This window comes from Stutzerimonas stutzeri (assembly GCF_018138085.1).
GTDB classification, from domain to species: Bacteria; Pseudomonadota; Gammaproteobacteria; order Pseudomonadales; family Pseudomonadaceae; genus Stutzerimonas; species Stutzerimonas stutzeri_AI.
Genome location: NZ_CP073105.1, coordinates 190,596 through 211,073 on the forward strand (window position 1 = coordinate 190,596; position 20,478 = coordinate 211,073).

Here is a 20,478-nt window from a genome sequence, read left to right on the forward strand (position 1 = left end):
CCCTGCCAAGGCTGGCCGCTTCGCAGAAGCCATGCCGACTACGAATGGCTGATGCCGATCCTGCACCTCGTCGCCCCGCGCCGGTCTTGCGTGCGCGACCTAGAAACAGCCAGCAGGCTTCGGCCCGAAAGTCGAAGCACAGCGCTTGCCGTTGGTAGGGGCTGACTTGCCGGCTGATCGGCGTCCGCTGTCTCAACCGCTCAGGGTGCTTGGCTCCGAGCCCGGCCCGCCCGCAAAGCGGCACCGTGGCAATTTCGCACCTCTGCAAGCGGATGAATTAATCCACTTCCGCTACCGCTTTAACTACCTCGCCTCTGACGTCGCCTTTACAGACAGATGTTCCGCCAGCGTTCGAAGCGGAAACGGTACTTCCCCGTTTCCTCGTTGTGTCGTTTAGCGGAAGCCTTTTTTCTGCATGGCCGGCGCTGAAACGCCCGTAAACAGGGCATTCGAGACCTGGCATCCAACTTGCTCTATCTGATTCAAGAGGGGATGGTGATGGCTATAAATTCCGATTACGTAAAGCAGATGTCGACGCAGTTGGCGACCTACGAGGTTCAGTCTTCGTTGGATCGGCTTAACCGCAACGAAGCTCGCTACAAGGCCCAGCGCGACGCGTTGAGCTCGCTGCGTACCTCGCTGAGCACCTTCAAGTCAGCCATGACCAAGCTCAACAGCAGCACGTCGAGCATGCTGACCAACAGCGCGACCTTCAGCCAGGAGGGCTACGCCACCGCTACCGTGGGCACCACGGCAAAGGCTGGCACCTATGACTTCTTCGTCGAGCGGCTGGCCGGTAAGCAGCAGGTCGCGGTACAGGGCCTGGTCGACGGCAGCCTGAGCGGCACCCTGACGCTGAACGCCCAGGCTTTCGACCTGAGCCAGTACGCCACGCTGGGCGATGCCGCCACGGCCATCAACGACGCCGGTCTCGGTGTGCAAGCGACCCTGGTACGCAGCAACGGCGCGGTCAGCCTGGTCGTCAGCAGCGAGCAAACCGGCGCTGCCAACGCATTCAGCCACAGCATGACGGGCAACGCAGCCGCCACCACGACAGAGCTGTCCACTGCCCAGGACGCCATGGTCCGTCTGGGTGGCAGCTATGGCGCGGGCGGCATCGAGCTGACCAGCGCCAGCAACACCTTCACGGACGTCATCGACGGCGTCAGCCTGACCGTAAGCAAGACCCATGCGGCGGGCGACACCCCGCTGACCGTCACGGTCGGCCAGGACAAGGCCGACACCCAGGCCAAGGCGCAGACCTTCATCGACGCCTTCAACGCCCTGATGACCAGTTTCGATTCGCTCACCGCCAGTGGCAGCGACAGCGCCAAGCGCGGCGCCCTGGCCGGCGATTCCGGCGTGCGCGCCATCGAGAGCCGTCTGAATGGCCTGCTGCGTGCCGACTTCGGCGGCAAGAGCCTGATCGATTTCGGCATCAGTGCCGACCGTAACGGCAAGCTGACGATCGATGCCAAGCGCTTCGAAGCCGCGGTCGCCAACGATCCAGCGGGCTTCGAGGAGCTGTTTACCGGCACTGACAAGCTGCTCGACAGCATGGACAAGACCGTCGGCAGTTACACCAGCAGCACCAACGGCCTGCTGAAGAACCGCATGGACACGCTGGACATGAACCTGCGCCGCATCGACGAGCAGTTCGACACCCTCCAGCAGCAGTACGACACCCACTACAGCCGCTACCTGCGGCAGTTCACCACCATGATGCAGACCATGCAGAGCATGGAGCAGACCAGCGGAATGTTCTCGATGCCAACCACATCGCAAGCTAACGGATTGTTCTCATGAACGGCTATCACCCGAACGACAGTTACGACAGCTACCGCTCGGTAGACCTCGAAGCGCGTGCCGCCTCCGCGTCGCCCTATGAGCTGGTGCTGGTGCTGATGGACGGCCTGCTGGACGAGCTGGCGCGGGCCCGCGGCCACATCGAGCACAAGCGCTACCAGCAGAAAGGTCTTTCGCTGGAAAAGTGCATGAACATCCTCAACGGCCTTAACGGCGCGCTCGATGAAGAGGGCGGCGGCGAAGTGGTGCAAGGCTTGTCGCGTCTCTACGAGTACTGCATCTATCGGCTCTCGGACGTCAGCGTTTCGCTGTCGCTCGAAGGGCTGGACGAGGTGATCAACCTGCTCGGCATTCTCCGTGAGGGCTGGGAGGGCGTCAGTGCCGCCCGTAAGTGACAGCGAACGCCTGATGGCGCTGCATGGCGACTTGCAGGCGGCGTTGCAGAGTGGCGACTGGACGGCGGTCGCCGCAGTCGATGCGGCGATCCGCCAGTGCCTGGTGACGCTGGCCGGGCGGCTTGAGCTGGACGAGTCGACGCACGCGGCCAGGGACCGTCTCAAGCAGCTCCACGGCGAAGGTCTGCAAGCCTGCGCAGAAGAATGTGAGCGCTTGCGCCTGTTGCTGTTGAACCACCTCGAATACGCCGAAGGGCGTGCCGCCTATCAGCGCATTGACATGTTCCAAGCCGGAGACAGGGGATGATCCAGTCGATATCAGCCACGCGTGCCGCCGCGGCCAATGGCGAATCTGCATCGCCGGCGGCTGCGCGCGCGGGTCAGGGCGGGCAGGCCACTGCCGGCCGGGCGATGGCAGGCGATGCCTTGCGTGCCTTCGGCGAGCGCCTGCGGCAGGCTGCAACCGCAGATGATGATCTGCCCTCGGTGCCTGCCGCCTCGTTGCCGGGCGCGTTGCCTGTTGTGGCGGCCGAGCAGGGCCGGGTCGCGCAGGCTGGCGGAACTTCCAGCCAGGGCAGCGAGAAACCCCAGGAGCTGACCCCGGAGCAATGGCTGCTGAGCATGATCGACCAGCAACTGGCCGAGATCCAGGCGCGCGATGCGGCACAGGCGGACGCCATGCCTGCCCAGCTACCGCCGGCGTTGCCGGACGCCGGCAACTCCGCAAGCGAGGAGCCGTTCGCCGGTATGGCGGAGCAGGTACAGCTATCCCAGGCGCCATCCGTGACCGCTGCGACCGATCCGCTGAATACCGCTATTGCGGCAGCGCCTCGGCGCGGCGCCGTCGAGGCGAGTCCGTTGACGGCAGCCCTGTCCAAACCCGCCGGCGAGATGGGTCTCGTGCAACCGGCTGGTGTCATGGCCACGCCGCTCGAGGCGACGTCGGCCGCCGCACTGGAACCGCTGCTGGACACCACCGAGCCGCAGGATTCCGGCGACCCGTTGGCCGCTGCGGTCGAGCGCGGACAAGCCACACCGCTGCACTCGGCTGACCGCACGCTGAAACTCCAGGCACCGGAAGCCAAATGGGGCGAGCAGATGCTCCACGCCTTGCGTGAGAACGTCGATCTGCAGATTCAGCAGAAGCTTCAGAACGCCACCATCCGCCTCGATCCGCCGGAGCTGGGCAGCATGGAAATCCTGCTCAGCCACGAGTCGGGCCGGCTCAACGTGCACCTGTCCGCCGCGAACGCCGATGTGGCGCGCCTGCTGCAGCAGACCAGTGATCGGCTGCGCCAGGAGCTGGTGGGCCAGCATTTCGTCCAGGTCAACGTGCAGGTCGGCGCCGACGGCGGCGGTCAGCAGGGTCAGCCACGCCAACGCCCGCTGCTGGCTGGGGACGAGGCGCCGCTGGCGGCCCGGCCGCAGGAGCAGGAGCCGGAGCGGGAAAGCGGCCGTGCCCGTGATGTCCTGGTAACGGTCTGAGCCGATCCAACCTAATCAGTCATTTGTGAGTGTGTTATGTCGACGCCCCGTATTGTCCTGCTGATGCTGTTGCTCAACGTCCTGACCGTTGCCGGTGGCGTCGGCGTCAGTTACTGGCTGCTCAAGCCCGGCCTGGAAGGCGCCACCGCGGAAGAAGTCGCCGAGGCCGAGCCGATCGAGCCGTCGGAGTACCTGTTCTTCCCGGTGCAGAAAATCATCGTCAGCGTGCGCGGCGACGGGCGCGAGCACTACTTCGTGCTCGACCTGGCGCTGCAGGCGGACGCATCGGACGAACCACCGAAGTTCGAGCAGGCCGAGCCCATCGTGCGTAACTCGGTGGTGGGCTACCTGTCGTCCCTGCCCTTCGAAGAGTTGCGCGGATTGAAGATCGGCGAATTGCAGAAACGTCTGGAAACGGCCCTGTTCGCCGATTTTGCCGCCAAGAACGCAGCGGTGCCGTTCAAGCACGTGCTGGTCAACAAGCTGATCGTGCAGTAAAGGCCACGCCATGAGTGCCACGTGCCCCATCGACTACTACGGCGCCACGCCGGCCGGCCCCTCGCTGTTCGCACCGGCGGTCGAGCAGCGCTGGCTGATGCAGTACCTGCCGCTGGTCAAGCGCATCGTTCGCCAGCTGTCATTGCAGGCCAACCAGGTGCTCGACCGCGAGGACATGGAGCAGATCGGCATGATGGGGCTGCTCGAAGGCCTGCGTCGTTATGGCGAGCCGGATGAAGGCTTCGGCAAGTTCGCTTCCCTGCGTATCCGCGGCGCCATTCTCGATGAGCTGCGCCGCCAGGACTGGCGCCCGCGCCAGGTCCGCCAGCAGGCGCACAAGGTGCGTGATGCGATCCGCGACCTGTCGCGTCAGCTGGGCCATGAACCCAGCGATGAAGAGATCAAGGCGCATACCGGCCTCGACGACAAGGAATACCAGGCGTTTCTCTGTGCCGATTCCTCCGAGGCCATCGAAAGCCTCGACGAGCTGTTGCAGAGCGGTCACGAACATTTCCCGGACACTACCGAGCTGTTCGAGGAGCGCCTGATCAAGGAGCGGGTGCTGGCGCAGGCGCTGGCACGGCTGGACGAGCGCGAGCGGCTGGTGCTGACGCTGTATTACCAGCACGAACTGAGCCTGAAGGAAATCGCCCTGGTGCTGGAAGTCAGCGATGCCAGGGTCTGTCAGCTGAGCAAACAGGCGATCGGCAAGGCCTGCCGATTCCTAACCGAGAGAAGTCAGTAGTCATGCAGAAAGTATTAGGCGCCTTCATCATCATCGGCTGCGTGCTGGGCGGCTATGCCATGGCGCATGGCAACATGGGCATGCTCTGGCAGCCGGCCGAAGTGGTCATCATCCTGGGCGCCGCGCTCGGCAGCCTGGTGGTGGGCAATCCCAAGGAAGTGCTGGTGGAGATGCTGCACCAGATCAAGGGCGTGTTCGCCTATCAGCGTCGCGGCGAGGAATTCCAGCGTCAGTTGCTGATGCTGCTCTATGAGCTGCTGGAAATGGTCGACGTGGGCGGTCTCAAGGTGCTCGATTCGCATATCGAGGAACCGGAGCAAAGCGACCTGTTCGTGCGCTACCCGCTGATCCTGCAGGAAAAGAACCTGATGGCCTTCATCGCCGACAACTTCCGCCTGATGGCCATGGGCAAGATCACCGCGCACGAGCTTGAGGGCTTCCTCGAGCAGGAACTGGAAGCCATGGAGCACGCGCTGCTGCAGCCGGCGCGCTCGCTGCACAAGATCGGTGAGGCGATGCCCGGCTTCGGCATCCTCGCGGCTATCATGGGCATCATCATCACCATGGGCAGCATCGGTGGCAGCGTGGCCGAAATCGGCGCCCATGTGGCCGCGGCACTGGTCGGCACCTTCCTCGGCATCTTCTTCTGCTACTGCCTGATGGACCCGCTGTCCAATGCCATGAGCCAGCGGATCAAGACCGAACTCTCCGCGCTGGAATGCGTGCGCACCACCCTGGTCGCCCACGTCGCCGGCAAGCCCACGCTGCTGGCGGTGGACGCCGGGCGCAAGCTGATCGAGCAGGACGTCAAGCCGGCCTTCCGCCAGCTCGAGAACTGGGTGACCCAGTACGAGGAAGAAAGGGACGCCGCATGAGGAGCCGGGGCAGGGGCAAGGGTGGCGGCGAAGGCGAGCACGAGATCATCATCAAGCGTCGTGGCAAGAAGGGTCACGACGACGAGCATGGTGGCGCCTGGAAGGTGGCCTTCGCCGATTTCACCCTGGCGATGATGGCGTTGTTCATGGTGCTCTGGATCATCCAGCCGCAGATGGAGCAGTCCAACCCGTCCTACGGCGAGATGGAGAGCAATCCGCTGGTCGATGGCGGCGCCGGCATTTTCGATGGCACCAGCACCTCGCCGCTGGAACTGGACGGCATCCCGGTGCGTCCGCCGCAGGCCGATGACACCGAGCGCAAGGACGCCAAAATCGATCGGGACGGCAGCCATAACTATGGCTCGACCGAAGAGTTGAAGAAGCTCGCCGAGCTGATGCGCGAGGTCGCCAGCGAAGTCGACGCCCTGGCCAATCTGGAAGTCGATGTGGTTCCGCAGGGGCTGCGCATCCTTATCAAGGACGACCAGCAGCGCTTCATGTTCCAGCGCGGCAGTGCCACCCTGAATCCGCATTTCCAGAAGCTGCTCGGCGTGCTGGCGGGTGTGCTGGCGAAGGTCGACAACAAACTGATCATCAGCGGCCACACCGATGCCACGCCGTATCGGCAGAAAAACGGCTACGACAACTGGAATCTGTCCGGTGATCGCGCCTTGCGCGCCCGCAACGCCTTGGTCGACGCCGGCTTGGCAGAGCGCTCCGTATTGCAGGTGACCGCGCAGGCGGCCGTCATGCCTTTGCTCCCCGAGGACCCACAGAGCGGTGCCAACCGCCGGGTGGAAATTCTGCTGCTGACCGCCTCGGCCGAAGCCCTGTACAAGGAGCTGTTCGGCGACAGCTACGGCCAGGTGCGCTTCTCCGAAAGTGGGGCGCGCTATAGCGGAGCTGCCGCCAACTGATCGGTGTCGTTCGGGCGCCGCATCACAGGTCCGCGCGGGAGTCGTAGGGTGGGTGCAACCCATCACAATTGGCGGTGGGATGCACCCGCGAAAACCAATCCGCGTCCTGCGCCAGCTGCTCTCCTTCTCCAGCTGCCCGGGATGTACTTACCCGGTCCCGTACCGACCGGCGATGCTCGTCAGACGGAGCAGCGTCTCATTGCCGGATTGGCGATGGTTGCACCATCCTACGGGGGTGCGGAGCGTCGTTCTGTTGATACAAGGAACGGGCTGGCTGCGATGCCCCATCGTGCCGATACACCCGGAGAGGGTGTCGCTTCAGCCGCGGTTGGGATGATCGTCCGCGCAATAGACCTGACGGGTCTCGACGCCGTACAGGCAGGCGCCAACCTGTTCAAGGGAGATTCGGGCGCCCTTGTGCGCCCCGTAGAACAGGTTGAACATCAGCTCGTCGTCCAGTGCGTCCTGCGGGCCCAGCCCATGAACCTGCCCCTCCTCGACGACGAGCGTCGCGCGGCCGAGCAGATCCGTCTCCAGGCGCCCCGATGCCTCGACGATGGCCGGGGCGTTGCGCGTCAGCGAATAGAACCGGCCCTTGTTGAAGACCAGGCTCTGGCTGACCTGCTGGGTCGTGCCGTCGCGCAGCAGAACATAGCCGCTGGAGCTGTAATGGCCGTCGAAGCTGGACGGTGCATTACCGTTGGTGCCCATCGCTACGAATGCCCACAGCAACAGCGCGGCCGGGGCCATCACGCGCAGCAGGCGTTTGCCCGCCGCGCCGGTTTCATTCTGACTGCTCATCTAAGGCATCCTTCCAATGGGCCGCTGGGCGTCGTCTGGATCTGGCTCTTGTGAATCTTCAGCCAGTTGACTCGACCGTCGTGTTGCAGACAACGGACTTCATAAAAACCTGGGGACATGTTGACGATGAGCCGGCCGGTGCCGACGCTCATGCCGCTCATCGTATCGACCAGTTGGCGGGTTTCCTTGACCAGCGAATCGAGCAGACGCTGGCTCCTCTCCACATAGAGCACCTCGAGCCCGCCTACGGTGAGCTTCTGAGTGAAGGAAGGCGTCACCGCACTGGCCCAGCGGAAGCCCAACGTTGCCAGCCCCAACAGCAACATCATGCCGGTGCCGGCGAGCGCTGCGATCTGCCACGAGCGCGCGCGCGATGCAAACCCGGTCGCCGCAGGCATGGCCGCTGCGTCGGGTATCGGCAGAGGGCTGGGCGCAGGGACCGGTTGTTCCGCCGCTTGTCGTTCTACCGCAGACGCCTGCGGTTCGGATGCGGTACTCGGTTCTGCGATCAGATAGTGCGGATTGAACAGGTAGCCCCGCCGCGGCAGGGTCTGGATGATCTGGCTGCGGCTGTCGGACAGCGCCTGGCGCAGCGTGTAGATCTGCTGGTTGAGGCTGCCCTGACCGACCACACGACCTTCCCAGGCGTATGCCATCAGTTCTTCGCGGGAAACGACCTCGCCGGGCGCCTGCAACAGCCGCTCGAGCACGCGGCTGCCGGAAAAGCCCAGATCCAGCAACTCTTCCTGCTGTTCATGCTTGAGCGTGAGCTGGTACAGCGCCCGATCGAAATGAGCCAAACAATCAGCTCGGCCGGTCTTTAACAGGGGACAGATGAGGGCATCGGTGGCCGTGGGGGTCAGAGATGAGGTCATAAGCGCCTGGCGAGAAAAGGAAAAAACTTCGATGTGATGAGGTTGGCAAAAGTTGGCGGCGGCATCTTGACGCCGTTTTTTTGATACTACAAGCCGTTTGCTACAAGAATTCGCCGAACGGCCATGCTTTCAGACGTTCGCCAGCGGCAGGGGTAGGCATCGGCAGGCTGTGATTACGGCCCAGGCGGGATTAATCGGGGGGGTAGTGTACGGAGGTGCGCTCTGGCGAGGGCTTGCCGTTGGTCAGGTGCGCCGGGAGTTGGCCGGACCAGAAATGAAAAAGCCCCGAACGGCTCGGGGCTTTCGAGGCCGGTCATTGCGACCGGCGCTGGCGCGTATCGCTTAGCCCAGCAGGCCCATGACCATGCCTGGCATCTGGCCGGCTTGCTTGAGCATGGAGATGCCCGACTGCATGAGCATGGAATTCTTGCTCATGTTGGCGCTTTCTACCGCGAAGTCGGCATCCATGATCCGGCCCTTGGCCATCTCGGTGTTGTCCTTCATGTTTGCCAGGTTGTTGTTCACGTGGTTCAGACGGTTGATGTTCGAGCCCAGCGTGGCACGCATGCTGCCGATTTTGTCGAGCGCGGTGCTGGCGAGAGTGATCGCGCCGTTTGCGGTGGCCTGGGTTTCCAATTTGGTATCGGCGGCAGGCGTAGCGTTGAACTGTGCGCTCAGGGCGCCGAGTGCGTCGGTCACTGCTTTGAGCTGGGTAGTTGCGTCCAGTGTCATGGTTTCAGCAGCGCTGGAGCCAATCTGGAATTTGATGCCACCAGCGGTACCGAATTTGCCCGACGCGCCATCAACGCCAAACAGGGCTTCGCCAGCATATTTGGTGTTGCTGACGATATTGGTGAGCTCTTTGCCCAGTTCGTTGAATTCCGCCGAAAGGGACTTGCGGTCGTCAGCGCTGTTAGTGTCGTTCGCTGCCTGGGTCGACAGATCCTTCATGCGCTGAACGATGTCGGTCAGTTCGCTGAAAGCACCCTCAGCGGTTTGCAGCATGGAAGTGGCGTCGCCGGTGTTGCGCATCGCTACACCCATGCCGCGGCTCTGGGCGTTCAGGCGAGTAGCGATCTGCAGGCCGGCGGCGTCGTCGGCGGCAGAGTTGATGCGCAGGCCGGTGCCCAGACGCTGCTGGTTGGTGGCCAGGGCACTGTTGGACTTGTTCAGCGCGGTGTTGGTGGTCAGGGCGGAATAGTTGGTGTGAATGGACAGAGCCATGATGATCATCCTTCGTGCGTTGGGCTGTTAGGAGCTGGCTTGACTGCCTGCTGAAAAAGTAAGGCGACAGCCCTCGGCGGGGGATTAAATCCTGACGTCAAAAAATTTTAGCTGGGTTGTTCTCGCGGGTACGTAAGAGCGGGACTGCTTATGTAGGAGCGGCCTATGGTCGCGACCGAAGCCTCCGCGCGGTTGCGGGTCGCAAGCAGAGCTTGCTCCTACAGGGGACGGTCTTCGTCTTGGCGTGGATCAGAACGTGCTGGCTCTTATGTAGGAGCGGCCTCTGGTCGCGACCGGGGCCTCCGCGTGGTTGCGGGTCGCAAGCAGAGCTTGCTCCTACAAGGATGGTTTTCGTCTTGGCGTGGGTTGGAGCGTGCTGGTTCTTCTGTAGGAGCGGCCTCTGGTCGCGAACGAGGCCTTCGTGCGGTTGCGGGTCGCAAGCAGAGCTTGCTCCTACAAGGATGGTTTTCGTCTTGGCGTGGATTAGAAGGTGCTGGTCACCACGCCGGCTTCCAGTACCTTCGCCTCGATCACCTTGCCGCTGCGTACGTTGCGTACGCGGATGACGTCGCCTGGCTGGCCGTCGGCCAGGGCTTCGCCGGAGGTTGAGGCTTCGATGCCCTCGTTGTTGGCGACAATCTTCACCGGCTGGCCGCGTTTGACCGCCATGGCCTGTTCAAGCAGCGCCGGGGTGATTGTCTGGCCAGCGCGGATGCGGCGTTTGGCGGCCAGGCCGACCACTTCTTCGATGCGGTTGTAATAGCCACGTCGGGCCTTGGCGACGTTGATGCGCTGCAGCTTGAGGTCGTTGGCGGTCAGGGTCTGGCCGCGATCGATGATGCCTTCGGCGTGCACGGCAGGCAGGAAGACGTGGGCCTGGCCCGTGGCGTTGGTCGACCAGCCGGGGGTGGCGGCGCAGCGGATCTCCAAAGTTTGCCGGTCCATGGCCGACGGCGCCTCGCCTGTTGCGCGGACTTGTAGCACTTCGGAGCAGCGCGGCAGGCTGGCTGCGCTGGCCGGCACGTTGATCTCGTAGCGCAGTTGCATGCCTTGCCAGCCCTGGCGCGCGGCCTGCTGTTCGAGCATCAGCCGCAGGTGATTCTCCACCGCTTGCTGAACCTGCGTCGTGGCATCCGCGTGCGCCTGCGGCACTGCACCCAGCAGCAGAAGGACGAAGGCCAACCATGCGGAAGTCGCTTTTCCGCTTCCGCTTACTCGCCGTTCGCCAAGCGGAAAAATACGCTTGATGCGTTCTGGCTTTGCTAGATTTTTCTCTTTGTAAATCAATCGCTTACTCGCATCTCTAGGTTCGGCACGCTTTCTGCAAAACGTCTTGAAAGCAGCGGGCTGGGATCAGCCTGCACAGGCTGCAAAGGGTATCGGTAAATGAGTATACGGATTGATGAAGCGCTGGGCGTTCACGAGCGCGCCCTCGGTTTGCGCATGCAGCGCAGCGAGATTCTCGCGGCGAACCTGGCCAACGAAGACACCCCGGGCTTCCAGGCGCGGGACATCGATTTCAGCAAGGAAATGCAGCGGCTCGACAGCAGCATCTCGCCGCGTGCCAGCCTGGCCAGTACCGACCCGCGCCTGTTGTACCGCGTCCCGGATCAGGCCTCGCAGGACGGCAACACCGTCGAGCTGTCCACCGAGCAGGCGCAGTTCTCGCGCAACTCCATGGATTTCCAGACCAGCCTGACCTTCATCACGATGAAATTTCGTGGCCTGAAGCAAGCCATCGAGGGCCGTTAAGCCATGTCGTTCGATTCCATCTACCGCATCGCCGGCTCGGCGATGAACGCCCAGACCGTGCGCCTGAACACCGTGGCGAGCAACCTGGCCAACACCGACTCGGCCGCCAACAACGCCGCCGATGTGTACCAGGCGCGCAAGCCGATGTTCGCCGCCGTCTACGAGAACAACTCGCTGACCCGCGGCGTCGGCCTCGGCGGTGCCCATGTCCAGGTGCTCGATGTGGTCACCTCCGGTGCCGAGCCCAAGCGCCGCTACGAGCCGGGCAATCCCCTGGCCGACGGTGACGGCTACGTCTACTACCCGGACATCAACGAAATCGAAGAAATGACCGACATGATGTCGGCCACGCGCAGCTTCGAGACAGGTGTCGAGGTGCTCAACCGCGTCAAAAGCATGCAGCAGAGCCTGTTGCGGCTGGGAGAATCCTGATGGCGGTGACCAATAACCTGCAGGGCAGCGGCCTGTCCGGCAGCCATGCCAGCGACCTGCCGAAGCAGGCGGTGAACGTCAGCGATGCCACGCAGATGGAGAACAACTTCATCAGCCTGATGGTCGCGCAGATCAAGTATCAGGATCCGACCAAGCCGGTCGACAGCACCGAGTTTCTCAACCAGTTCTCGGCCATGTCCCAGGTCAAGAGCATGGAGAACCTCGCCACCGTGGCGAAAAGCAACCTGGTGCTGACCGACAACCTGCAAACCCTGACCGCCGCTGGTCTGGTCGGTCAGCAGGTCAGTGTCGCGGTCGAGTCGCTGGAACTGAGCGGTCAGACCGTCAGCGGCGGGTTCGACCTGGGCCACGCTTCGCCTCGCACGGCATTGCTGCTGACCGATTCCAACGGCACCCAGACGCGCATCGAGCTGGGCGCGCAATCCGCTGGCAAGGTGCCGTTCACGATCGACCCGGCCAAGCACGGCCTGCGCGACGGCAAATACAGCGTCAGCATCGAATCCGAAAACGGCGAGTTCTCGCAGGTGGAGGTGGCCGGTCAGGTCGCCAACGTGCGCGTCAGCGCCGAAGGTCCGGTGCTTCAGGTCAAGGGCGTCGGTTCGGTGCCCTTCTACAACATCCTCGAATTCGCCCAGGCCGACGCCGGGCTGCTCGGCGGCTGAGCCCCGCTGCTCGCCAGTCCTTCCCACTATCGCATCGAGATCAGCCCATGAGCTTCAACATCGCCCTCACCGGCCTGTCCGCCGTCAATGAACAACTCAACACTATCGGCAACAACATCGCCAACGCCGGCACCGTGGGCTTCAAGTCCTCGCGCGCCAACTTCGGCAGCCTCTATGCCGAGAGCCAGGCGATGGGCGTCGAAGTCACCGGCACCAGCCAGAGCATCAGCCAGGGCGGCGCCCTGACCACCACCAACCGCAGCCTGGACCTGGCCATTTCCGGCGGCGGCTTTTTCGTCACCCGCGCCAGCAATGGCGACGTGAGCTACACCCGCGCCGGTGTGTTCGGCACCGACAAGGACAGCTACCTGACCAACAGCCTCGGCCAGCGTCTGCAGGGCTACCCGGCCGATGCCACTGGCAATCTGCAGACCGGCACCGTCAGCGACCTGCAGCTCAAGTCCGGAGGGTTGCCGGCCAAGGCCACCGACGCACTGAGCTTCGTCGCTAATCTGGACGCCAACCAGGACGTGCCGGCGGTGGCGTTCGATCCGCTGGTGGCCGACAGCTACAACTCCACCTACACCACCAAGCTGTACGACTCCCAGGGCAAGGAGCACACCCTGACCCAGTACTTCGCCAAGACCGCAGATAACAGCTGGAACGCCCACTACTACGTCGATGGCGCGTCCATCGCGGGCCCGCAGCCGTTGGCCTTCGATGGTGCCGGCACGCTTGCCTCGCCCATCGGCAAGGTCGCGCTGAGCGCCGCCCTTGGCGGCGGCGTCGATCCGCTGGCGATCCAGCTCGACTACAGCGGCACCAGCCAGTACGGCTCCGAATTCAGCGTGACCAGCAACCGCGCCACCGGCTATTCGGCCGGCGAGCAGACCGGCATGAGCGTCGAGAAGGACGGCAAGGTCTACGCCACCTATTCCAACGGTGAGCGCCTGCTCCAGGGCCAGGTGGTGCTGGCCAGCTTCGTCAACGCCGAAGGCCTGAAGAACATCAGCGGCACCGCCTGGACCGAAACCGCCGCCTCCGGCGCGGCCATGCTCGGTGCGCCGGGTGTCGGCCAGTACGGCACCCTGGCCAGCGGCGCGCTGGAAAGCTCCAACGTCGACCTCACCCAGCAACTGGTGGGCCTGATGGAAGGCCAGCGTAACTACCAGGCCAACACCCAGGTCATTTCCACCAACAAGGAACTGACCCAGGTTCTGTTTAGCGCACTCTGAGGCTGATCCATGGATCGTTTGGGATACACGGCAATGACCGCCGCCAGCCGCACGATGATGTCGCTGCAGGTGCGCTCCAACAACCTTGCCAACGTCAACACGCCGGGCTTTCGCGCCGACCTCGAGCGCGCCCAGGCCGTGGCGGTGGAAGGTTACGGTTACGACAGCCGGCACATGGCGGTGGTGGAAAACAACGGCGTCAGCCTGGCAGCCGGCCCGATGGTCGCTACCGGTCGCGAGCTGGATTTCGCGGTCAAGGGCAGCGGGCTGATCGTCCTTCAGGACGGCGAAGGCGAGGCCTACACCCGCCAGGGCAGCATGCAGATCGACGCCGAGGGGCGCCTGACCCTCAACGGTCGCGCCGTGATGGGCGAGGGCGGACCGATCGAGCTGCCCGAGCATGAGCGAGTTGAAATCGGTAATGACGGCACCGTGTCGATCATGGCCCCCGGCGACTGGATGATGGCCGAGGTCGACCGTATCCGTCTGGTCGACGTACCGGCTGCGGACCTGATGAAGAACGAGGCCGGCCTCTTGGTCACGCGCAACGGCCAGCCCGCTGCGCCCAGCGAGAACGTGCGTCTGGCGAGCGGCTTTCTCGAGTCGAGCAATGTCTCGGCAATCGACGAGCTGGCCTCGACCATGAGCCTCAACCGCCTGTTCGAGACCCAGGTAAAGATGATGAAAGCCGCCGAGGACCTCTCCGACGCCGGCAACCGAATGATCCGCGGCAGCTGATCGGGAGATAACGCATGAATTCCGCACTTTGGGTCAGCAAGACCGGCCTGGCTGCACAAGACACCGCCATGGCGACCGTCGCCAACAACCTGGCCAACGTCAACACCAACGGCTTCAAGAGCGACCGCGCGGTTTTCGAGGACCTGTTCTACAGCATCGAGAAGCAGCCGGGCGCCCAGGCCGACGAGATCAACACCGTGCCGTCCGGCATCCAGCTGGGCAGCGGCGTGCGCGTCGTCGGCACCCAGAAGGTCTTCACCGAAGGCAGCATCCAGACCACCGGGCAGCCGATGGACCTGGCCATCGTCGGCCGCGGCTTCTTTCAGGTCGAAGCGCCCAACGGCGACATCCTCTATACCGAGAACGGCCAGTTCCAGCTCAACGCCGAAGGCGTGATGGTCAATGCCCAAGGCCTGCCATTGACCCCGGCCATCGAAGTGCCGCAGGGCAGTACCGGCTTTACCGTGGGCGCCGATGGCATCGTCACCGCCGTTCTGCCTGGCGACACCCTGCCGTCCGAGCTGGGCCAGATCACGCTGGTCAACTTCACCAATCCGGGTGGCCTGGAAGCGCTGGGCGGCAACCTCTATCGCGAAAGCGTCGCCAGCGGCGAAGCCGTGGAAGGCGTGCCGGGCGAAGAAGGCCTCGGCCAGCTCAAGCAGGGCGTGCTGGAAGGCTCCAACGTGCAGGTGGTCGAGGCCATGGTGGCGATGATCGCCATCCAGCGCGCCTACGAGGCCAACGCCAAGGTCCTCGACGCCGCCAGCGGCATGCAGCAGTTCCTCAACCAGACCGTCTGAGACCGATGATGCGTACCCCCATCCTGCTCCTCGCCCTGACCCTGCTCGGCGGCTGCGCCAGCTTCAACGAAATGCTGCCGGACGAGCCGTCGACCGAGTACGAGCCACTGGAGCTGGACTACAGCCTGCCACCGACCACCGGTGGCGGCCTGTTCCGCTCCGGCTACAGCGGCTCGCTGATCAGCGACAAGCGTGCGGTGCGCGTCGGCGACATCCTCACGGTGGTGCTCGATGAATCGACCCAGTCGAGCAAGAGCGCCGGCACCAGCTTCGGCAAGGAATCGAGCGTCGGTATCGGCATTCCCACGGTGCTCGGCAAGACCTACCCGGACGTCGAGAGCTCGGCCTCCGGCGAGCGCGAGTTCAAGGGCTCGGCCAAGAGTTCACAGCAGAACACCCTGCGCGGCTCCATTGCCGTCAGCGTGCATCGCGTGCTGCCCAACGGCACCCTGCAGATCAAGGGCGAGAAGGCCCTGCGCCTGAACCAGGGCGACGAATACATCCGCCTGACCGGGCTGGTGCGCATCGACGACATCAACCGCTACAACCAGGTGTCCTCGCAGAGCGTGGCCAACGCGAAGATTTCCTACGCCGGGCGCGGCGTGCTCAACGACAGCAATTCGGCCGGCTGGTTGACGCGGTTCTTCGCGTCGCCGCTGTTCCCTCTTTAAGCGAGCTGCCCTCTTCATGACTAGCTTCGTGCGACCTTTCAAGCTGTTCCTCGCCGCCGTCGCGCTGTGGCAATTGCCGGCCCAGGCCGTGCCGCTGATGGACCTGGTGGATGTCGAAGGCATCCGCGGCAACCAGCTGATCGGCTACGGCCTGGTCGTGGGTCTCGATGGCACCGGTGACAAGAACCAGGTCAAGTTCACCAGCCAATCGGTGGCGAACATGATCAAGCAGTTCGGTGTGAACCTGCCGCCGAACGTCGACCCGAAGCTGAAGAACGTCGCCGCGGTGACCATTACCGCCACCGTGCCGCCGTCCTACAGTGCCGGCCAGACGGTGGACGTCACGGTGTCCTCGCTGGGCGACGCCAAGAGCCTGCGTGGCGGCCAGCTGCTGATGACCCCGCTGCAGGGCGTCGACGGTGAAATCTATGCCCTGGCCCAGGGCGCGGTGATCGTCGGCGGTGCCAATGCCGAAGGTGCCAGCGGCTCGAAGATCGCCATCAATACTTCCAACAGCGGCCTGATCCCCAACGGCGCCACGGTTGAACGAATGATTCCCAGCGACTTCACCGAGCGCCCGGACGTGATGCTCAACGTACGCCAGCCAAGCTTCCAGACCGTCAGCCGGGTGGTCGATGCGGTGGACGCCTATTTCGGCAAGGGCACCGCCACCGCGCTGAACGCCACCAAGGTGTCGATCCGCGCGCCGGTCACCAGCACCCAGCGCATGAGCTTCATGGCCATGCTCGAGCGCCTGGAAGTGGAAGAGGGTCGTACCCGGCCGAAAGTGGTGTTCAACAGCCGCACCGGCACCGTGGTGGTGGGCGAGGGCGTACGGGTCAAGGCCGCCGCAGTGGCCCATGGCAGCCTGACCGTGACCATCAGCGAGCGCCCCCAGGTCAGCCAGCCCAACCCCTTGTCCGGCGGCCAGACCGTGGTTACGCCGCAATCGGACGTCTCCATCGAGCAGGACCGCAAGGCCATGTTCAAGTGGCCGGAGGGCGCCAGCCTGGAAAGCATCATCAGCACCATCAACAGTCTCGGCGCTACGCCCGACGACGTGATGAGCATTCTCCAGTCGCTGGAACGCGCCGGCGCACTGAACGCTGAACTGATCGTGATGTAAGACCGCGGTATCCGGTCCGCCCGCCAGGCAGGCCGGCCACGCAGCCGAGTGAAGACAGGTTTAAAGCCGACATGAGCATCGTATCCCTCCCGCAACACCTCGCTTCCCTGCGCAATCGCGCCGACGGCCCGGCCGCGGCGCGGCGCCAGCAGCTGGAAGTCGTCGCCGAGCAATTCGAGGCGAGGTTCCTGCAGCAGATCCTCAAGCAGATGCGCAAGGCCGGCGACGTGCTCGGTGCCGGCAACCCGATGCGCAGCCGCGAGCTGGACACCATGCGTGACTTCTATGACGAAGTGCTGGCTGACACCCTGGCTGGCAAACGCCAGACGGGGATCGCCGACATGCTGGTACAACAGCTCGGCGGTGAGGCCGGCGGCGCGCCGGCGCCGACCGCATTGGCCAGCCACGCCGGTAGCGGTTTGCAGAGCGGTGGTTTGCACGCGCTGCGCGGCACCTGGCAGCGCGGCGTCGATGCACTGGACAGTGCCTGGGAAAGCGGCAAGGCCGGCTTCAAGTCGCTGGTCGACAGCGTCATCAAGCATGAGTCCAGCGGCAATATCGCCGCCGTCTCGCCCAAGGGTGCGCGCGGCCTGATGCAGCTGATGCCCGGCACCGCCCGGGACATGGCCGCCGAACTCGGTTTGCCGTTCAGCGAGGCACGCCTGACCAGCGATGCCGAATACAACAAGCGCCTCGGCAGCGCCTACCTGAACAAGATGCTCGACCGCTACGACGGTCACCAGGCGCTGGCGCTGGCCGCCTACAACGCCGGGCCCGGGCGGGTGGACGAATGGCTGAAGAGCCATGGCGATCCCCGCAAGGGTGAGATCGGCACCGGCGCCTGGGTGCAGAAGATCCCTTATGCGGAAACCCGCGACTACACCCGCAAGATCCTCGACGATCTGCGCGCTGCTGTGCCTCGGCAGGCCGAACCGCGGGCTCAGCTGCAGGCCGTTCCGCCTGTTGCGCCATCGCCGCTTAATTCCGCCGCCGATGCGGTCGCTCTTTCTAGCCAACAGCATCGAGTTGTTGGCGGTGGCCACCTGTCCGTGGCGTTCGCACAACCGATCCGCATCGAGTCGAAGGAAGTCGTGTCGTGAGTATTTTGGGTCAAATTGGCTACAGCGGCGTTCGCGCCTCGCAGATCGCCCTGTCGGCGACCGGGCAGAACATCGCCAACGTCAACACGCCCGGCTTCAGCCGGCTGCGGCCAGACCTGCAATCGCTCGGCGGGCAGACGGCGGTCAGCATCGGCGGCGGGGTGCAGGTCGGCAGTATTCGGCGCCTGTCCAACGACTTCCAGAATCAGCAGCTCTGGCGCGCCGGCACCGACCAGAACTACTTCAATACCAGCCAGCAGTACCTGACCGCGCTCGAAGGCCTGATCGACAGTGAAGGCTCGAGCGTCAGTGTCGGCCTGGACAACTTCTTCGCCGCGCTCAGCGAAGCCAGTTCCACGCCGGAATCCATTGCCCTGCGCCAGCAGATCATCGGCGAGTCGAAGCAATTGGCACAGCGCTTCAACGGGCTGAACAGCAACATCGGCACTCAGCTCAACGCCCTGCAGGGCCAACGCGTGGCGATGACCAGCGAGATCAACGGGCTGTCCGGCAATATCGCCGAGTTGAATGCGCAGATTCGCGAGATGGAGTCCTCGGGCCGCGATACCGCGACCCTGCGCGACTACCGCGAGAATCTGGTCAAGGATCTCAGCCAGTACGCCGGTATTCGCGTGCAGGAAGCGTCGGACGGCACCCTGAACGTCTTGCTGGCCAACGGTCAGCCGCTGGTAGCCGGAGCAACGGCGGGTCAGCTGAAGATCAATGCCAATCTCGCCGGCGAGCAGGAGATGACGCTGGTCTTCGCCAAGACCACCTTCCCGCTCAACCAGCAGGGCATCGGTGGTTCACTTGGCGGCCTCTACGACATGGAATACGGCGCGCTGCGCCCGGCTCAGCAGGATTTGCATGACATGGCCTCGGCCGTGGCGAGCATGATCAACGACGCCCTCGCCGGCGGTTTCGACCTCAACGGCAATCCCGGCCAGCCGCTGTTCAGCTATAACGCGGGCAGCACCAGCGGCATGCTGGCGGTCAATGCGCTGGGCGCCTCGGAGTTGGCCTTCTCCGACACCGCAGGCGAGGTGGGCAACAACAAGACCCTGCTCGCCATGCTCGAACTCAAATCGGCGGGCGTCACGGTCGCTGGCGAATCGGTGCCGCTCAACGATGCCTACGCCGGCCTGGTTGGCCGCGTCGCCAGTGCCAGCCGGCAGAACCAGGCCGATCTGCGTGCCGCGACCACCGTAGCCGAGCAGGCCCAGGCCCAGCGCGACAGCGTCAGCGCGGTCAACCTGGACGAGGAGGCCGTCAACCTCATGGCCTACGAGCAGGCCTACCAGGCCAACATGAAGGTCATCAGCACTTCCAACGATCTGTTCAACGCCGTCCTGGCGATGTTCTGAGCCGGCACCAGCCGTTTCGACCGACGAGAAAGACACCATGCGCATCTCCAACGCCCAGATCACCGCCATGATGCACGGCTCGATGAACACCAGCTCCGAGAAGCTCGGCAAGCTGATGCAGCAGATGGCCACCGGCGAGCGCATGCTGCTGCCCTCGGACGACCCGATCTCTGCCGTGCGCGTGCTGCGTATCGAGCGCGAGGAAGCGACGCTGACCCAATACCGCACCAACATCGCCAACGTCGCCGGCAACCTGTCCAAGCAGGAAGCCAACCTCAAGGCGGCGTCGGACTCCATGCTCAACGTGCGCGACCTGCTGCTGTGGGCCGCCAACGGCAGCAACACCAGCGACGACCTGGCGGCCATCGCCAACGAGCTGGGCAATCTGGAGAAGACCATTCTCAGTTTCGCCAATGTGCGTGACGAAGAAGGCCGCTACCTGTTCTCCGGCACCCTCAGCGATCGGCCGGCGATCACCTTCGATGCCGCTACCCAGAGCTACCAGCTGACCGGCAACGATCAATACCGCCAGGCGGCAGTCGCCAATGGCGTACTGGTCGAGGAAAATGTCACCGCCGCGCAGGTGTTCGGTGGCGGCGTCGGCATGCTCAACGACCTCAACGCCTTGGTGAAAATGCTCGCCGACCCGGCGCTGGACGCCAGCGATCCCGCGGTACGGGCGAGCGTCACCGCCACGCTCAACAGTCTCGACAAGACCCACGGCGACCTGCTCGGCGCGGTCTCGGAGCTGGGCGGCCGGCAGAACACCCTGACGCTGCTGTTGAGCAGCAACGAGGACGTCTCGCTGGTGAACAAGAAGATCGAAGGCGAACTGTCGCAGCTCGACTACGCCACCGCCAGCATCGATCTGAACAACTACCAGCTGTCGCTGCAGGCGACGCAGAAGACCTATTTGAAGATCAACGGGCTGTCGCTGTTCGGCATGCTCTGACGAG

General features: G+C 64.0%; 23 protein-coding genes. 19 read left to right on the forward strand and 4 right to left on the reverse strand.

What is annotated here, in order from left to right:
* Positions 1-498 precede the first annotated feature (498 nt).
* From fliD to KCX70_RS00950, 8 genes are read left to right on the forward strand one after another with little or no spacing between them, the layout of a single operon-like run.
* Positions 499-1,806, forward strand: a complete 1,308-nt coding sequence (gene fliD / locus KCX70_RS00915; RefSeq protein ID WP_212618999.1) for a flagellar filament capping protein FliD — start codon at positions 499-501, stop codon at positions 1,804-1,806.
* On the forward strand, positions 1,803-2,201 hold the full coding sequence (fliS, locus tag KCX70_RS00920) for a flagellar export chaperone FliS (RefSeq protein ID WP_212619000.1): 399 nt from the start codon (positions 1,803-1,805) through the stop codon (positions 2,199-2,201). The genes fliD and fliS overlap by 4 nt, the downstream gene beginning before the upstream one ends.
* Complete coding sequence (locus KCX70_RS00925; RefSeq protein WP_212619001.1) at positions 2,185-2,508, forward strand: hypothetical protein; 324 nt, start codon at positions 2,185-2,187, stop codon at positions 2,506-2,508. Before fliS ends, KCX70_RS00925 begins: the two co-directional genes overlap by 17 nt.
* Positions 2,505-3,686, forward strand: a complete 1,182-nt coding sequence (locus tag KCX70_RS00930) for a flagellar hook-length control protein FliK (RefSeq protein WP_212619002.1) — start codon at positions 2,505-2,507, stop codon at positions 3,684-3,686. The genes KCX70_RS00925 and KCX70_RS00930 overlap by 4 nt, the downstream gene beginning before the upstream one ends.
* 36 nt (positions 3,687-3,722) lie before the next feature.
* Positions 3,723-4,184 (forward strand): flagellar basal body-associated FliL family protein, encoded by a 462-nt coding sequence (locus tag KCX70_RS00935; RefSeq protein WP_212619003.1) that lies wholly within the window; start codon positions 3,723-3,725, stop codon positions 4,182-4,184.
* Between the two features lie 10 nt (positions 4,185-4,194).
* A complete protein-coding gene (locus KCX70_RS00940; RefSeq protein ID WP_102851798.1) occupies positions 4,195-4,929 on the forward strand; it encodes a FliA/WhiG family RNA polymerase sigma factor in 735 nt (244 codons plus the stop codon).
* Positions 4,930-4,931: 2 nt separating this feature from the next.
* Positions 4,932-5,804, forward strand: a complete 873-nt coding sequence (gene motA, locus KCX70_RS00945; protein WP_212619004.1) for a flagellar motor stator protein MotA — start codon at positions 4,932-4,934, stop codon at positions 5,802-5,804.
* The gene (locus tag KCX70_RS00950; RefSeq protein WP_212619005.1) at positions 5,801-6,721 is read left to right on the forward strand and encodes an OmpA family protein; all 921 of its coding nucleotides are present in this window, start codon (positions 5,801-5,803) and stop codon (positions 6,719-6,721) included. The genes motA and KCX70_RS00950 overlap by 4 nt, the downstream gene beginning before the upstream one ends.
* Before the next feature lie 318 nt (positions 6,722-7,039).
* Here the strand turns inward: KCX70_RS00950 and KCX70_RS00955 are convergent, their stop codons facing one another.
* From KCX70_RS00955 to flgA, 4 genes are all read right to left on the reverse strand, one after another.
* Positions 7,040-7,522, reverse strand: coding sequence for a hypothetical protein (locus KCX70_RS00955; protein ID WP_021209038.1), 483 nt, complete (start codon positions 7,520-7,522; stop codon positions 7,040-7,042).
* A complete protein-coding gene (locus tag KCX70_RS00960; RefSeq protein WP_212619006.1) occupies positions 7,519-8,397 on the reverse strand; it encodes a transcriptional regulator in 879 nt (292 codons plus the stop codon). Before KCX70_RS00960 ends, KCX70_RS00955 begins: the two co-directional genes overlap by 4 nt.
* Before the next feature lie 342 nt (positions 8,398-8,739).
* Entirely contained in the window at positions 8,740-9,621 is an 882-nt protein-coding gene (gene lafA, locus KCX70_RS00965) for a lateral flagellin LafA (RefSeq protein WP_031311147.1), read from the reverse strand.
* A 483-nt stretch (positions 9,622-10,104) separates the two neighbouring features.
* Positions 10,105-10,803 (reverse strand): flagellar basal body P-ring formation chaperone FlgA, encoded by a 699-nt coding sequence (gene flgA / locus KCX70_RS00970; protein WP_249121688.1) that lies wholly within the window; start codon positions 10,801-10,803, stop codon positions 10,105-10,107.
* A gap of 204 nt (positions 10,804-11,007) precedes the next feature.
* Between flgA and flgB the strand changes: the two genes are divergently transcribed.
* From flgB to flgL, 11 genes are all read left to right on the forward strand, one after another.
* Positions 11,008-11,373 (forward strand): flagellar basal body rod protein FlgB, encoded by a 366-nt coding sequence (gene flgB, locus KCX70_RS00975; RefSeq protein ID WP_102846315.1) that lies wholly within the window; start codon positions 11,008-11,010, stop codon positions 11,371-11,373.
* Positions 11,374-11,376: 3 nt separating this feature from the next.
* Positions 11,377-11,805, forward strand: a complete 429-nt coding sequence (flgC, locus tag KCX70_RS00980) for a flagellar basal body rod protein FlgC (RefSeq protein ID WP_021209033.1) — start codon at positions 11,377-11,379, stop codon at positions 11,803-11,805.
* Positions 11,805-12,488 (forward strand): flagellar hook capping FlgD N-terminal domain-containing protein, encoded by a 684-nt coding sequence (locus KCX70_RS00985; RefSeq protein ID WP_212619007.1) that lies wholly within the window; start codon positions 11,805-11,807, stop codon positions 12,486-12,488. Before flgC ends, KCX70_RS00985 begins: the two co-directional genes overlap by 1 nt.
* A 47-nt stretch (positions 12,489-12,535) precedes the next feature.
* Positions 12,536-13,723, forward strand: a complete 1,188-nt coding sequence (flgE, locus tag KCX70_RS00990; RefSeq protein ID WP_212619008.1) for a flagellar hook protein FlgE — start codon at positions 12,536-12,538, stop codon at positions 13,721-13,723.
* A gap of 9 nt (positions 13,724-13,732) precedes the next feature.
* Positions 13,733-14,461 carry a flagellar basal-body rod protein FlgF gene (flgF, locus tag KCX70_RS00995; protein ID WP_212619009.1) on the forward strand — a complete coding sequence of 243 codons (729 nt, stop codon included), beginning with the start codon at positions 13,733-13,735 and terminating at the stop codon, positions 14,459-14,461.
* Between the two features lie 14 nt (positions 14,462-14,475).
* Entirely contained in the window at positions 14,476-15,261 is a 786-nt protein-coding gene (flgG, locus tag KCX70_RS01000; RefSeq protein ID WP_212619010.1) for a flagellar basal-body rod protein FlgG, read from the forward strand.
* 5 nt (positions 15,262-15,266) lie between these two features.
* Positions 15,267-15,932 carry a flagellar basal body L-ring protein FlgH gene (gene flgH / locus KCX70_RS01005; RefSeq protein WP_031311145.1) on the forward strand — a complete coding sequence of 222 codons (666 nt, stop codon included), beginning with the start codon at positions 15,267-15,269 and terminating at the stop codon, positions 15,930-15,932.
* Between the two features lie 16 nt (positions 15,933-15,948).
* A complete protein-coding gene (locus tag KCX70_RS01010; protein WP_212619011.1) occupies positions 15,949-17,058 on the forward strand; it encodes a flagellar basal body P-ring protein FlgI in 1,110 nt (369 codons plus the stop codon).
* A 71-nt stretch (positions 17,059-17,129) separates the two neighbouring features.
* A complete protein-coding gene (locus KCX70_RS01015; protein ID WP_212619012.1) occupies positions 17,130-18,158 on the forward strand; it encodes a transglycosylase SLT domain-containing protein in 1,029 nt (342 codons plus the stop codon).
* The gene (flgK, locus tag KCX70_RS01020) at positions 18,155-19,522 is read left to right on the forward strand and encodes a flagellar hook-associated protein FlgK (protein ID WP_212619013.1); all 1,368 of its coding nucleotides are present in this window, start codon (positions 18,155-18,157) and stop codon (positions 19,520-19,522) included. The genes KCX70_RS01015 and flgK overlap by 4 nt, the downstream gene beginning before the upstream one ends.
* A gap of 37 nt (positions 19,523-19,559) precedes the next feature.
* Complete coding sequence (flgL, locus tag KCX70_RS01025) at positions 19,560-20,474, forward strand: flagellar hook-associated protein FlgL (protein ID WP_212619014.1); 915 nt, start codon at positions 19,560-19,562, stop codon at positions 20,472-20,474.
* Positions 20,475-20,478: the final 4 nt, after the last annotated feature.